Raw genomic sequence first — 14,702 nt, forward strand, 5'->3', positions numbered from 1 at the left:
TATTCGATTAATCAACCAGTAAAAATCCACACAAGTTGTTCTTCATAATCTCTTAATGATCTTTCTAACACCTCGTCAGTGCCAGAAGCTGGACTCAAAACACTCAACAACTCAGCGATCCGCCTCGTTCATCACCGTGTATCTCGTCGGTATGGGGTGCATTATAGGACAATTTCTTACACACGCAAGTGCTTTTAGCATCTTGTTTTATCGAGTGTTTCTTTTTTATGCACCAATATGGAGCATTTTTACCCGATCTTTGAAATAAACTTCTAATTTTAAAGCAGAAATATTTAATTTATATTTCTGCTTTTTATTTTCGTTAATTTTTTGCCGTTGCCGGTTTTATCTTCACACTCAGGATTTTCACCGGTTGAGCCGGAACATTCTGGTGCACACCAACATTGCGGGTCGGTACTTTGGCAATTTTATCGACCACATCCATCCCCTTGGTAACACGGCCAAACACGGCATAACCGGCATTGCGTGGACTTTTATTCAGGAAGTCGTTATCGACCAGATTAATAAAAAACTGGCTTTTGGCTGAATCAGGATGATTGGTCCGTGCCATCGCCAAAGTACCACGCTGATTGCTCAGGCCATTATAGGATTCATTTCTGACCGGTGGACGGGTATTCGGACGTTCCACCATGGCTGCATCCATACCGCCGCCCTGAATCATAAAGCCCGGAATGACGCGATGGAAAATGGTACCGGTATAAAAACTGCTGCTGACATATTTTTCAAAATTGGCTGCTGACAATGGCGCTTTGTCGTTAAAAAGTTCAATTTCAATATTGCCCATGGAAGTTTTCATTTCAATCATTGAATTGGCAGCCCATGCAGAGGCACTAAAGGCAAGGCTGGCGGCCATAAGAACGCTACGTTTTAACATTTCTTTACGAATCCGTGGTTTGATGTTTTGCTTCACTTATATTAATTGTTCAGTATGAAGAAAACATTAGCTGTTCCTTTCAAATCCTGAGAATAAGATGAATAACAATATCCAGAAGCAGATTTTTGCGCATCCGCCTTGGCGCTTACACGGCGATGCTTTTATTTTGAATTATTGGCTGAACCCTTTTTTCCTGAAAACAGCCAAGCGTTTTCGGCTGGCCCCGTCTCCTTTAGGACGCATGGTCAATGTGATGCTGATCCGTTATCAGGATTCGCCAGTGGGTCCGTATGATGAACTGTTAATTATGGATCATCCTTTATTGTATAAACATCGCTTGTCGACCATCCCCAAGATTTATGTCTCGACTCAGGCCTCTTTAGTGCATGGCCAGCAGTTATGGGGCATTCCGAAAGAGCTGGCCGAATTTGAATGGCTGGAAAAAGAAGGTCGCACCTATTGTATTGTGCGTCATCAGCAGCAAGAGATGTCAATTTGTCTGGAGCGGCCGAAAAACAGCACCTCGTTTTATATCAATAGCCACCATATTCCGGCTTCATTTTTATCCATTCAGCAGGCCTGGCAAGGCCAGCGCTACCAGTTTAGTCCGAAGTTTCGCGGCCGTTTATCTAAACTCAAAACGGTGGAATGGCAAAATACCCAGGATATTTTTCCTGATTTTTCCCAGGCCCGACTATTACAAAGTTTTTATGTACCGGAGTTTGATCTGTTATTCCCCGAAGCGCAGATTAAAACCAAAACCGCTGTTCCACGTGAAACCAGAAAAAATCTGATTCGGCCTTTTTAAGTTACCCCTTTTAAAAGAAGCGTGGTCGATCCCAAAATTTTCTGAAATTCTTGCCCAGCTCGAGCGTGAGTTTTTTAGCACGGCGCGAAACCGGGGTTAAATTAATAAAACCATGGGTCTGGTCGGTATATTCCTTATATTGGACTTTGACCCCTTGCTGACGCAGCTTGTGCGCATAAATTTCCGCTTCATCGTGCAGCACATCATGCCCGGCCGTCACAATAAAGGTCGGCGGCAGTTTTCTTAAATTGCCGTAGGTTGGTGAAATCAGGGCATCATCCAGTGCCATATTGTGCTGTAACGCATAATACTCGGTGACGAAATCAATATCCTGCTCAGTCAGCACCAGACCATCTTTATAGGCAAAGAACGACGGATGACGGCTTTTAAAATCCACCACTGGATAAATCAGTAACTGGGCATGCGGTGCATAGGCGGTATTTTTACTACGCTGTGACACCACGGTAGCAATATTGGCACCAGCACTGTCACCCGCCACGGCAATACGGTTTTTCAGAATATTAAATTGACGGCGATGCTGATACACCCAAGCCAAAGCATCTTCACAGCACTGAATCAGCTGTGTCGGTGAAACCTCGGGGGTCAGTGGATAATCGACACTGACCACCTGCGCCTGAGCGGCATGCGCCAATAGCCGGCAGACTTCATCATGGGTATCGAGATTGCCCACCACAAAGCCGCCACCATGATAAAACACAATCAGTGGCAGTTTTTTATGCGGTGCAGGATGATAATAACGGGCCGAGATGGTGCCGCTTTGCAGGCTTAAACGTAAATCTTCGACCCGTTTGACATAGGTCGGCTGTTTGCGGATGGCTTTCATCTGGGTGTCAAAGGCCTGACGCGATTGCGCCGGATTTTCGCCAATAAAGCCGATACGCCCCTGCTTGATTTGGGCCGCCATCATGCATTTAATGAGTGGGTCAAGTTGCGGATACTGATAAGGATAGCCCAAGGCGCGCGCCAGCGATTCCTGCGCCATGCACGGTAAATGATCGAGTGTTCGCACCACCGCACCCTGACTGTTATCAATGATTTTTTGCAGTTTCTGTTGATACGCACTCATCTACATCTTCCTTTTTTATTCATTCTTCACATTTTCTACATGATCAGCAGTTTAGTGACTATTTCGTTATAGAAGTCCAGTCATCGGCCTACATATTCAGAATTTATATACGCTAATCTTATTTCTATAAGGTGTCATTGACAATTTTGATGATACAGAGGGATTGATTTTGCTAATCCGGATAGAAAAAGGACGCTCACCATGTCTAGAAAACTCCTCTTGGTTTCCTGCGCGACCGTATTTTTAGCGGTCGGTTGTGTCGCGTTCCCTGAAGATGGTCACTACAATGGCCGCTATGATCATCGTTATGACCGGGATTACGACCGTAACTATGATTATCGCCGCATGACAGAACGTCAGCGTTGGGAATATGAACAACGTCAGAAACGCTTACAACAGCAACACCAACGCGAAGCGCAGTGGGATCGACAAAAACGTGAACTGGAACGTAAACGTGCCGAACAAAGCCGTCAGCAGTTACAACGGGAACGCGAACGACGCGCCGAACTGAACCGTAAACGCCAGCAAGTCGAACGCAAACAGCAAGAGCAGCGTAAAAAACGGGTCGAAGAACAGCGTAAACGGATGGAAGAATATCGCAAACGGCAACGTGACCGTCGTGATTAATCCTGTATTTGACAGTGTGCGATGTACAGTTTAAAAACCCGAAAACCTGGCTTTCGGGTTTTTATTTTTACAAGGTGCTTTGATTGAAAGCGCTGTGATAGAAAAATAACGACCTTCCATAATAATAGTGAAAATAGCATGGCCTTCCCTGGCCTATTAGTTTGATCTCCCTGTTGAGAAATTAAATTTTCCTCCCTGATTTAAATGATGGTCCTGTTTCATTTGAAATAGACAGCGTTGAATTTAGGGCTGTGGCTGTGCCTCAACCGCCGGTGCTTCCGATCCTGCTGGTGCAGCAATGGCCGGGGCAGTGACTTCTGCGGCTACGCCCACTTCAGCCCCCGCTTCTACCGGCATGGTAGTCACCTGTACCGTTTCAGGTTGCTCCGGATTTTGTGCCACTTCTGGTGCCTGTGCCGTTTCATGACTGCTACAACCTACCACCGCCAGTCCAGCAAACAAGGCCACAGCCAATACACCCATTTTTTTCATCATTCGATCCTCATTCATTGAAAAATACAAAGTCCAACTTTGCGCTGGCTATACTTTCAAAATTTCAGCACTGGCTGGGCAGATAAAAAGTTAAATTTTTATATCCACCGGTACGAGTTATGCAGTTTTTTATAAACATGAAGATGCAGCTATTTTTACAGCCAATGGAAGGAATCAGCAGGATTAATCTGCTGTTTTTGTTATAGATTACAGCAATAAAAAAGAACGAAAGTGCAGAATTATTTTAGAGGAAGAAAACAGCGTGCTCTACACAACATACGGCTAGTTTTGCGAAAAGATAACAGTGTAAATGCGGCACTTTTAAATCTTTAGGGCAAAAAAAAGGCTTATCCAGAGGGCGGATAAGCCAGAAAACACATTTCAAGAAAATATCAAAAGAAACTACAGCGATAGAATCTGGACGCAATCATACAAAGTTGACCTTGCCCTGTAAAATAGTATTTTTCACTCATTCTGATCGTTTTTATGTATAAATAATAATCAACTTAAAAATTTTGTATAGACAACTCAACAGCATCTACAGAATTTATCCGGACTTAAAATTAAAATCATTTTCCCATAAATTGGGGTTTCAGCCTCGTAGTATCTTCCTGCACCCTCCCTGCTAAAAAGATCAAAAATTAAAAGAAGGTATGTTTTTTCAGCAAATTTCTGCAGATTTAATGACTGGCACCGCTTGAATTTTTATCCCCTGCCCCGACTTCTTTAATAATTACGAAATTCATCACTCATGGCAGTTCAGAATGAACCAGTCAATACTGATGCCAGAAGGACTGTACATGTTTAAGAACCCATTTAAACGGAGTAAATCAATGGCAACCGAGCACAACCAAGACGCTCAAGATCTGCAACAAGAGCAAGTAGAACAAGATACTACCCAAACTCAAGCTGAAACCGAGCAGGCAGACGTTTCCGTTGAGTCTTTACAAGAACAGATTGCGCAGCTCGAAGGCGATTTAAAACTTGAAAAAGCGCGTACCGCCAATGCAGTGTATGAAGCGCAAAAGAGTGTCGAGCGTATTCAGCGTGAATCTGAAAAGCATAAAGAAGCAGTGCTGGAGAAATTTGCCAAAGAACTGCTCGATAGCGTAGATAACCTGGAACGTGCTATTGCCGCAGCTGGCGAAGAAAAAACCCCGCTGTCTGAAGGGGTGGAACTGACGCTGAAATCACTGCTGACAACTTTAGAGAAATTCGGCATTGTGGTGGTAGATACCGCGAACGGTTTCAATGCAGATTTACATCAGGCGGTGGGTATTGATCCAACAGCCAAAGCCAACGAAATTGGCAACGTACTGCAAAAAGGTTATAGCTTGAATGGCCGTTTATTGCGTCCTGCAATGGTTATGGTCGGCGCTTAAGCCTCATAAATTCGGGAGTTGGTGAAATTTTTTCATATTTTTAACTTGAAAAAAATTGAACGGCTCTCATATCGGATAACAAGTGTAAAGCACAATAAAATTTTTGAGGAAACATCCAAATGGCTAAAATCATTGGTATTGACTTAGGTACAACCAACTCATGTGTTGCAGTACTTGAAGGCGATAAAGTTAAAGTAATTGAAAACGCTGAAGGCGCGCGTACAACCCCATCTATTATTGCGTATAAAGATGGCGAAATCCTGGTCGGTCAGTCTGCGAAACGTCAAGCAGTAACTAACCCGAAAAACACATTGTTCGCAATCAAACGTCTGATCGGTCGTCGTTATGAAGACCAAGCGGTACAAAAAGATATCGGTCTGGTGCCATACAAAATCATCAAAGCAGACAATGGTGATGCTTGGGTTGAAGTTAACGACAAAAAATTAGCACCACAGCAAATCTCTGCAGAAGTTCTGAAAAAAATGAAGAAAACTGCGGAAGATTACCTCGGTGAAACTGTTACTGAAGCAGTTGTAACCGTTCCTGCATACTTCAACGATGCACAGCGTCAAGCGACTAAAGATGCCGGTAAAATTGCTGGTTTAGACGTTAAACGTATCATCAACGAACCTACTGCTGCGGCGTTAGCGTTCGGTATGGACAAGAAAGAAGGCGACCGTAAAGTTGCAGTCTATGACTTGGGTGGTGGTACTTTCGACGTATCCATCATTGAAATTGCGGATCTTGATGGCGACCAGCAAATCGAAGTATTGTCGACTAACGGTGATACCTTCTTAGGTGGTGAAGACTTCGATAACGCATTGATCGATTACCTGGTTGAAGAGTTCAAGAAAGAACAAAATGTCAACCTGAAAAATGATCCACTGGCGTTACAACGTTTGAAAGAAGCGGCTGAAAAAGCAAAAATCGAGCTTTCTTCTTCAAATGCAACTGAAATCAACCTGCCATACATCACGGCTGATGCGACTGGTCCTAAACACTTGGTGATCAACGTAACACGTGCGAAATTAGAAGGTTTGGTTGCAGACCTAGTTGCGCGTACCATCGAACCTTGCCGTATTGCACTGAAAGATGCGGGTCTTTCAACATCTGACATCTCTGACGTGATTTTGGTGGGTGGTCAGTCTCGTATGCCACTTGTCCAACAAAAAGTACAAGAATTCTTCGGTAAAGAGCCACGTAAAGACGTGAACCCGGATGAAGCTGTAGCAATGGGTGCGGCGATTCAAGGTGCGGTACTTTCAGGTGACAAGAACGACGTTCTTTTACTTGACGTAACACCGCTTACACTTGGTATTGAAACCATGGGCGGTGTGTTAACGCCAATCATCGAGAAAAACACCACGATTCCTGCGAAAAAATCGCAAGTGTTCTCTACCGCTGCTGACAACCAGCCTGCAGTAGACATTTCGGTTTACCAAGGTGAGCGTAAAATGGCTCAACAAAACAAATTGTTGGGTAACTTCCAGTTGGGCGACATCCCACCTGCGCCACGTGGTGTGCCACAAATTGAAGTATCGTTCGACATCAACGCCGATGGTATCTTGAAAGTGTCTGCGAAAGACAAGAGCACGGGTAAAGAGCAATCGATCCAGATTAAAGCAAACTCAGGTTTGTCTGATGCTGAAATCGAAGCGATGATCAAAGACGCTGAAGCGAATGCTGAAGAAGACCGTAAGTTTGAAGAACTGGCAAAAGCACGTAACGAAGCCGATGCCCTGGTTTCTTCTGCTCAAAAAGCAGTAAAAGATCTTGGCGAACAAGTGACTGCTGATGAGAAAACTGCGGTAGAAACAGCAGTTTCAGAACTTGAAGCAGCAACCAAAGAAAATGACGTTGACGCGATCAAGGCGAAAACTGAAGCGCTGCAAAACATCATCATGCCAATTACGCAACGTGCGTATGAAGCAGCCCAAGGCCAAGGCGGTGCGCAAGGTTTTGACCCAAATGCCTTCGGTGGTGATGCAGGTCAACAGCAAAAAGCGGACGATGGCGTTGTAGATGCTGAGTTCACTGAAGTGAAAGATGACAAAAAATAATTTGTCGCTTTAAACAAAAAGACCGCGCGTAAGCGCGGTTTTTTTTATATCTGCTTGAAAGCAAAAAAGACTTGTTTCATCTCTGCGGCTTTTTTAAGCTAGTTAGACATCCCCATCTGGCCTACTCTGCTTTTGATCCTTTTCTCCTGCTATATAAAGGAAAGAAAATCGATCACACAGATGCGGATGTGCAGTTAATTGCCCCCTCTCTACAGGAAACCCAATCTGCGTGATGCGTCCCTTAATCCTGATTGTGTTACTGCTGTTTGCCGCCATGCTGTGGTATCAGAACCAGCAACATCCGCAGCTGCAGCACAACAGCCTGCTGACCCGGATTCAGGCCCCTTTGGATACCCGGCTGCGTTACCGGATTGCCGAAGTGGACCCGCGCTTTGGTTTAAGTCATGCCGAGGTAGTGCAACTGGCCCGACAGGCCACACAAATCTGGACAGAGGGTACTGGTCAGGACTATTTTGTCTATGATCCACAAGCACGACTGGCAATCCGCCTGATTTATGATGAACGCCAATATGAATCGGAACAGCGTCGCCTACAGATGGGCCAGATTGAGCAACAGCAGCAGCATTGGGAACACCAGCAGACCCAAGTGCAGACAGTCAAACAGCAGATTCAGCAACTGAACCAGCAGCTGGCCTTTAAAAATGCCCAGTTACAGCAACAGCTGAATGCCTATAACCAGCAGGTGCAGCAGCTGAACCAGCAAGGCGGTGCATCGGCCACACAGCGCAGCTCTTTAAACCAGCAGCGCCAGCAACTCGAACAGCAAACCGCCAGTTTACAGGCTGAAATTCAACAGTTTAATGTACGTATTGCAGGCTTGAACCAACAGGTCGATGCCCTCAACCAGCTAAATCAGTCAATTGATGCTTCGGTGCAGCAATTTAACCAGCGCTTTCAGCCACGTTTATTTGATAAAGGCAGCTTTGATGGTAAAAGTATTCGCATCTATGAGTTTCAGTCAGACGCCGACCTGCGTTTAACCTTGGCACATGAATTCGGTCACGCCTTGGGCTTGGGGCATACCCATGATCCGCACGCCCTGATGCATCCTCTCATGCAAGAGCAAAATCTGGATCATTTTCAGCTAACTGCCGCCGATTTGGCGCTTTTGCAGCAGCGTTAAATACATTTGATGCTTTTCATTACAAGTTAATCTAGAAAACCGGGGCTTTATCGCCAACAGCACTGCCCTCTCTGGCTATTTCATGTTATTGTGAAAGCCGCAATTTCAACAGGAATGTTTGTGGAGATTAATGTGAGTTACTACCATATTTTGATTGAAGTAAATGACCACATCAGCACGATTGAACAAACGCGTGATATTGAACTGTTTGATATCGTCGATATTCAACCGTATCTCTACTCTATTCTATTGCCGTATTTTAATGAGCAAATGATTGAGCTCGAAGAAGAAAATGTCGAGTTTGAAGATATCCTGCATTTAGAAATCAAACAGACCCTGTTGCCGGTCAATCACCTGATTGAAGAAGAACAAAAATTGCTGCCAAGTGATACCGATGTCACCATTACAGCCTATGAAGTGTTTAACAACCGTGATTTGAGTCAGGATGTAACCACGGTGATTTTTGATATTTTAGAAGCCGTGAAGATTGATACCTCAGATATTGAATAAACATCAGGGCGCCATAAGGCGCCCTTTTTATTGCATATTTATTTATTGCAGCATCATCAGTTTGGCATTTTCATTACGAAAAGCGCGTAACACCTGCTGTCCGGCACGCCCGGTGGGACTTAAGCCCAGGCGGATCTGTTCCTGACGAATCGCCTGACGGGTTTTATCACCAATCAGGCCATCTACCGCACCAATATCATGACCGCGATTTAATAAAAACTGCTGGATTTCACGACGTTCTGCGCGTGAAGTGCCCGGATCATCGGTAGGCCATGCCGTCACAAACGGGCCTTTGCCCTGTAAACGGTCGGATAAATGCGCAATGGCCAAGGCATAACTTTCCGCGGCGTTATAACTGTAAATGGCATCAAAGTTTTTAAACACCAGGAAAGCCGGGCCATTGCCGCCTGCCGGTGTCAGCAAACCGGCCTGACTGCTGCCTGAAAGATTGCCCTGAATCAAGGCACTGCCATCGGCTCGTACTAGCCCACGATTGACCCAGCTGCTTAAGGATTTTTTATTGCGGCGCCCTTCTCCACTGACCGACATGCCTGCGGGCAATTTCACTTCAAAGCCCCACGGCTGTCCGCTTTGCCAGCCACGTTTTTTCAGGAAATTGGCGGTTGATGCCAAGGCATCGGTGGTGCTTGATACCAGATCACGGCGGCCATCACCATCAAAATCCACTGCCAGTTCTTCATAGGTCGATGGCATAAACTGGGTATGACCAAATGCCCCGGCCCATGAGCCTCTGAGCTGATCTTCACGCACATCACCGCGTTGTAAAATACGCATCGCGGCAAAGAATTCGCCGCGGAAATAACTCTGACGACGGCCTTCGCAGCTTAAAGTACCTAAGGCCTGCAATAACGGATAACGGCCAGAAATATCGCCAAAATTACTTTCCACACCCCACACCGCGACCACGGTTTCTGGCGGTACCCCATAAGCTGCTGCAACCCGGTTCAGCACTTCACGGTGCTCGGCCAGTTTTTGCTGGCCCAGTTGTACGCGTTCTTCATCGACCAGACCAGACAGATAATCCCAGATTGGCGTCGAAAATTCCGGCTGATAATTCAGGCGTTCAATCACGGAATAATCTGGCGTTAAATTTTGGGTATAGCGGTCATAAGTACTGCCACTGACGCCCTTGGCCATAGCCTGGCCGCGTAAATTGGCCAGACAGACCTGGAAATTATTTTGAGGCTGGATGGTACTTGGCACCGGCGCCGTAGTGGTGACCGGCTGACCATTAATAATCAGTTCTGCATGTAGCTGAGATGCAGCCAATGCCAAAGATCCGAAAACAAAAGCAAAGCGATGCATACTATCCCTTATGTCATTTGAATTTAAAACTGGTTTTACCATAACAGCTGGGCCATAAAATGACAGGGTAAAAACGTAAATTTAAATTTATTTTGCTTCATTTTAAATTCATATTTCAGTTTTGAATTTAAAAAATTTTATCCACAGATCTAATCTTGAGTATTTTTAAATTCAAATCTGGGTTTTCTTATTTTTTAAATTTAAATTCATTCTTTTAAATTCATTTTTTCAGACTTCAACCAGTAAAAGTTATCCACACCTGCAAAACAGCGCTGGTTTTAAATTTAAATCATCATTTTTAAATTTATTTCAGCAAAACTTATCCACAAAACCCATCCACCGGACCGTAAATCTGTACTTTTCAAATTTAAATTGCAGTTTTTGAATTTATTTCGCAGGTTTTAAATTCAAATTTTTAAATTTAAAACTACAACCTGATTTGAATTCATATTTTTGAATTTAAAGTTCAGCGGATATTTTAAATTCAAACTGCATGTTCAGATTTAAATTCAAAATAAAATCTGCGTTTGAATTCATTTTTAATTTTTCAGATGCTCTGTATTTATGTTTGTTTTTTAGCCATTTATAGTTATAAAAGATCTGGACTGAAGCAATCAAGCCTGTTGTTGAACCAGCCGACCAATGGCGGCTGGCGAAAAAAGAGCGCAATCTTGCCCGAATTTCTGGCATAAAAAAAGCGGCCCGCTGAGGGACCGCTGTTTTCATAAACGAATCTGCAGTTAAATGCTCATATCTTCACTCAAGGCCAGCGGATTTGGCAGAATTTTCGCCAGCTGACGGCACAGTGAAGTCAGTTCACGGCTGTCGTTTGGCATTAAGGTAATATGCCCAATTTTACGACCTTCGCGTTCGGTTTTATTGTACAAATGCAGATGTGCACCATTTAACGCCAACACATCTTCCGACTTTGGATGCTGACCAATAATATTCACCATCACCGTTGGGCGCACCACCTCAGTCGAACCGAGCGGCAAACCAGCCACTGCACGGACATGGTTTTCAAACTGTGAACAGACTGCGCCTTCAATCGACCAGTGCCCTGAATTATGCACGCGTGGTGCCATTTCATTGGCATACAGGCCTTTTTCAGTCACAAACAGTTCCAGTGTCAACACACCAACATAGTTCAGATGATTCAGCAAACGTGTAATATAGTCTTGCGCCACCGGTTGCAAGTCAGTGCTGTTCGGTGCCGGTACAATCGAGTGCGACAAAATCCCGTGATGGTGATGGTTTTCAGCCAATGGCCAGGTTTTCACATCGCCATTTTGGCCACGTACCGCAATAATTGATACTTCACGCGAGAAGGTGACAAAACTTTCTGCAATCAGCAAGCCGGCAGGGCCGAGTTCTGCCCAGGCCTGATCAATCTGATCAGCACTACGCAGCACAAACTGACCTTTACCATCATAACCGCCAGTTGCGGTTTTCAGTACAATCGGCAGACCTAATTCAGCTACCGCCGCCTGTAAACTGTCCAGCGAATCAACCGCCTTATACGGCGCCACCGGAATCTGCAGTGCATCAAATAAGGCTTTTTCCTGCAGACGGTTTTGCGCAATCGCCAGCGCCTGACGCGGCGGATGCAACGCTTTACTTTGGGTCAAGACATCGACATCAGCCAGCGGGGTATTTTCAAATTCCAGGCTAAATACATCTGCACTCTGGATAAAATCCTGCAAACCGTGTTCAGCTGCGTTTGAATAGACCGTACCTAAAGCCGCAGAAGGGCAATCTGCACTGGCTTCAAAGAAAGTACATTGAATATTGAGTGGTAACGCGGCTTGCGCCATCATACGACCAAGCTGCCCACCACCAAAAATACCAATGGTTTTATTCATAAGGAATGTCCCGTATTAAGCCTGACCCGGAATATTGTTGCTGGCCACTTTATCGGTTTGCGCTGCACGGAAATCAGCGACATTTTTCGCAATCTCTGGACGCGTTAAACCCAGAATCTGGGCAGCCATAATGGCAGCATTGGTGGCACCGGCCGGACCAATTGCCAAGGTACCTACCGCAATTCCGGCCGGCATTTGTACAATCGACAGCAGTGAATCGACACCATTTAAAATAGAAGATTTAACCGGCACACCCAGCACTGGAAGATCTGTCTTGGCTGCACACATGCCCGGTAAATGGGCAGCGCCACCCGCACCGGCAATAATCACCTGAATACCACGATCACGCGCAGTTTCGGCATATTCGAATAAACGGTCTGGGGTACGGTGCGCAGAAACCACTTCCGCTTCAAATGGGACACCAAGCTGCTTGAGCATATTGGCAGTGTGTTCGAGAGTTGCCCAATCAGATTGAGAACCCATAATAATTCCAACGAGAGGAGCGTCTTGTGCTGCGGCCGCATTCATTGCTAATGTTCCAGAGACTAAGTGAAAAAAGATAAATCTCGACGAGAGCCAAGCTTTAATGAATAAGCTCCGTATTATAGACTGAAAAACCGGCTGGCTAAAGTTCGGCGCAAGAATAAAGATTAAAATTATCTGTTTGTAAAACTGAAGAAAATACAATGATAGCAATAGGCCAAAAATACAAAAAGAGGACATACAGCGGTGAAAAAAACGCTATAACTATCAAGATAAAGCTTTTTGTAATGAATAACTTAAGATTAGATTAAAGATATTTTCAGGGCAGTTTCCATGTGGTTCAAACTTAAAATCTGGCTACAAAACCCTTCAGAAAACTTATGGCTGATGCCGGCGCTGGGTGCCATCTTTGCGACATTTTTTTCATTATTTGCCATCGCCAGCCAGTATTTTATTCCGGCCAGTACGGTACCGAATATCAGCATCGACACCTTGGGCAGCTTGCTGGATATTATTGCCTCCAGCATGCTGGCAGTGACAACCTTCTCATTGTCGATTATGGTGGCAGCTTTTGCTTCGGCTTCAAGCAGCGGCACACCACGTGCCTATAGCTTGATGATGAGCGATGACAACACCCGGCTGGCCATTTCCAGTTTTATTTCCGCTTTTATTTATGCAGTGATTGCCAAAACTGCCCTGGGGCTGGAGTACTACGGTCCATCCGGACGTTTTGTGCTGTTTATCAGTACCATTCTGGTGCTGATGTACCTGATTTATACCCTGATTCACTGGGTACAAACCCTGTCCAAACTCGGCAATTTAACCACCACCATCGACAAGATTGAAACTGCGGCCAAAAAGGCCTTGGGCCAGTTCCGGCATCAACCGGATTTGGGGGCAACAGGGCAGAAGCCTGCCTTTGCGCCCAGCTTTTGCGTCTATAGCAGCACAACCGGCTATTTTAACCATGTCGATCTGGCCGGACTGGAGCAGATTGCCGCGCAGCAGCAACTGCATTTACATCTGCCATCTATGCCGGGCAAATTTTTAGATCCGATGACGGCGCTGGTCGAAGTCTATAGTCCGCAGGCGCTGTCCGAAGAACAGCAACAGCAGATCCGCAATCAGATTCTGCAGCATCTGATTATTGAAACCAATCGCAGTTTTCTGCAGGACCCGCGTTTTTGTCTGCTGGTGATGAGTGAGGTCGGGCAAAAAGCCATGTCGAGTGCAATTAATGATGTCGGTTCTGGCATTAGCACGCTGAATGCGCTGACCCGGATTCTAATTGACAGTCATCCGGACCCGGAGGCAACACGCTGTGATTGTCCGCATCTCAGTATTGAGTGCTTTGATCTGCAAGACCTGATTTATGGCAGCTTTATGCCGCTGGCCCGCGATTGTGCCCAGAATCTGGAGTTAAATCAGCGCCTGCTGAAATGCCTGTCGATGATTGAGCAGAATGTACCGGAACCGGAACTCAGACAGGCGGCCACGCAGATGGCGATGCAGGTGCTACAACGCTGTTTACATCACTTTGATTTCGCACCAGAACGGGCGCTGATTCAAGCAGATTTCGCCGCACTTTTTCCACATCTGCCACAACCGGAATAACTTTAGCTACTGCGAAAAACGAAGTAAACACAACCGAGTAGGCACAGACCGGCCCAAAGATAATCCAGTTTAAACGGCTGCTTGAACAGATACAGCATAAACGGCACAAAGACCAGCAGGGTCACCACTTCCTGGGTAATTTTCATTTGCCCAAGTGACCAGCCATGCTGGGCCAGTAAGCGCGTGGCCGGAATCATAAAGGCGTATTCGAGCAGGGCAATCATCCAGCCAAACAAAATGGCCTGCCACAGCGGCGCGCCATGCAAAAATTTCAGATGTCCATACCAGGCCAAAGTCATAAAACAGTTGGAAATAATTAACAGCAGTAAAGGGAAGGACATAGGCGGCAGTATCCAGAAAATGTCAGCCTATTGTACGGTTTCAGGCCAAAAAAGCAGTGCAGCCGTGCGGA

Annotated in this window: 15 protein-coding genes; 7 read left to right on the forward strand and 8 right to left on the reverse strand. The window is 45.4% G+C overall.

Going from position 1 to position 14,702, the window contains the following annotated elements; translation table 11 throughout:
- Nucleotides 1–322: 322 nt before the first annotated feature.
- Complete coding sequence (locus tag VF685_RS12015; RefSeq protein WP_005181044.1) at nt 323–895, reverse strand: peptidylprolyl isomerase; 573 nt, start codon at nt 893–895, stop codon at nt 323–325.
- Nucleotides 896–992: 97 nt separating this feature from the next.
- On the opposite strand from VF685_RS12015, the gene VF685_RS12020 reads away from it, so the two are divergent.
- The gene (locus VF685_RS12020; RefSeq protein WP_440203656.1) at nt 993–1,703 is read left to right on the forward strand and encodes an acetoacetate decarboxylase family protein; all 711 of its coding nucleotides are present in this window, start codon (nt 993–995) and stop codon (nt 1,701–1,703) included.
- A 10-nt stretch (nt 1,704–1,713) separates the two neighbouring features.
- Here VF685_RS12020 and VF685_RS12025 read toward each other — a convergent pair whose 3' ends face one another.
- Nucleotides 1,714–2,790, reverse strand: coding sequence for a di-butyl phthalate-hydrolyzing esterase (locus VF685_RS12025; RefSeq protein ID WP_168396846.1), 1,077 nt, complete (start codon nt 2,788–2,790; stop codon nt 1,714–1,716).
- A gap of 201 nt (nt 2,791–2,991) precedes the next feature.
- Here VF685_RS12025 and VF685_RS12030 point away from each other — a divergent pair, with 201 nt between their 5' ends.
- Nucleotides 2,992–3,417 (forward strand): hypothetical protein, encoded by a 426-nt coding sequence (locus tag VF685_RS12030; RefSeq protein WP_127801898.1) that lies wholly within the window; start codon nt 2,992–2,994, stop codon nt 3,415–3,417.
- 243 nt (nt 3,418–3,660) lie between these two features.
- Here the strand turns inward: VF685_RS12030 and VF685_RS12035 are convergent, their stop codons facing one another.
- The gene (locus VF685_RS12035; RefSeq protein ID WP_168396845.1) at nt 3,661–3,912 is read right to left on the reverse strand and encodes a hypothetical protein; all 252 of its coding nucleotides are present in this window, start codon (nt 3,910–3,912) and stop codon (nt 3,661–3,663) included.
- Between the two features lie 830 nt (nt 3,913–4,742).
- On the opposite strand from VF685_RS12035, the gene grpE reads away from it, so the two are divergent.
- From grpE to VF685_RS12055, 4 genes are all read left to right on the forward strand, one after another.
- Nucleotides 4,743–5,291 carry a nucleotide exchange factor GrpE gene (grpE, locus tag VF685_RS12040; protein WP_168383835.1) on the forward strand — a complete coding sequence of 183 codons (549 nt, stop codon included), beginning with the start codon at nt 4,743–4,745 and terminating at the stop codon, nt 5,289–5,291.
- A 119-nt stretch (nt 5,292–5,410) separates the two neighbouring features.
- Nucleotides 5,411–7,351, forward strand: a complete 1,941-nt coding sequence (gene dnaK / locus VF685_RS12045; protein ID WP_005181052.1) for a molecular chaperone DnaK — start codon at nt 5,411–5,413, stop codon at nt 7,349–7,351.
- A gap of 232 nt (nt 7,352–7,583) precedes the next feature.
- Entirely contained in the window at nt 7,584–8,495 is a 912-nt protein-coding gene (locus tag VF685_RS12050) for a matrixin family metalloprotease (RefSeq protein WP_440203660.1), read from the forward strand.
- Nucleotides 8,496–8,615: 120 nt separating this feature from the next.
- The gene (locus tag VF685_RS12055; protein WP_162182855.1) at nt 8,616–9,005 is read left to right on the forward strand and encodes a hypothetical protein; all 390 of its coding nucleotides are present in this window, start codon (nt 8,616–8,618) and stop codon (nt 9,003–9,005) included.
- A gap of 42 nt (nt 9,006–9,047) precedes the next feature.
- Here the strand turns inward: VF685_RS12055 and VF685_RS12060 are convergent, their stop codons facing one another.
- The 4 genes from VF685_RS12060 to purE all read right to left on the reverse strand — a co-directional run bounded on the left by VF685_RS12060 (nt 9,048) and on the right by purE (nt 12,721).
- Complete coding sequence (locus VF685_RS12060) at nt 9,048–10,331, reverse strand: lytic murein transglycosylase (RefSeq protein WP_075168300.1); 1,284 nt, start codon at nt 10,329–10,331, stop codon at nt 9,048–9,050.
- A 459-nt stretch (nt 10,332–10,790) separates the two neighbouring features.
- Nucleotides 10,791–11,057, reverse strand: coding sequence for a hypothetical protein (locus VF685_RS12065; protein WP_168384701.1), 267 nt, complete (start codon nt 11,055–11,057; stop codon nt 10,791–10,793).
- Between the two features lie 14 nt (nt 11,058–11,071).
- Nucleotides 11,072–12,193, reverse strand: a complete 1,122-nt coding sequence (locus VF685_RS12070) for a 5-(carboxyamino)imidazole ribonucleotide synthase (protein ID WP_104488335.1) — start codon at nt 12,191–12,193, stop codon at nt 11,072–11,074.
- Nucleotides 12,194–12,208: 15 nt separating this feature from the next.
- Nucleotides 12,209–12,721 carry a 5-(carboxyamino)imidazole ribonucleotide mutase gene (purE, locus tag VF685_RS12075; protein ID WP_005181065.1) on the reverse strand — a complete coding sequence of 171 codons (513 nt, stop codon included), beginning with the start codon at nt 12,719–12,721 and terminating at the stop codon, nt 12,209–12,211.
- Nucleotides 12,722–13,009: 288 nt separating this feature from the next.
- On the opposite strand from purE, the gene VF685_RS12080 reads away from it, so the two are divergent.
- Complete coding sequence (locus tag VF685_RS12080; protein ID WP_440203657.1) at nt 13,010–14,290, forward strand: DUF2254 domain-containing protein; 1,281 nt, start codon at nt 13,010–13,012, stop codon at nt 14,288–14,290.
- Between the two features lie 2 nt (nt 14,291–14,292).
- Here VF685_RS12080 and VF685_RS12085 read toward each other — a convergent pair whose 3' ends face one another.
- Entirely contained in the window at nt 14,293–14,631 is a 339-nt protein-coding gene (locus VF685_RS12085) for a DMT family protein (protein ID WP_005181069.1), read from the reverse strand.
- Between the last annotated feature and the right edge of the window lie 71 nt (nt 14,632–14,702).

The sequence above is a fragment of the Acinetobacter sp. Brlt_5 genome (assembly GCF_051949055.1).
Lineage (GTDB): Bacteria > Pseudomonadota > Gammaproteobacteria > Pseudomonadales > Moraxellaceae > Acinetobacter > Acinetobacter indicus.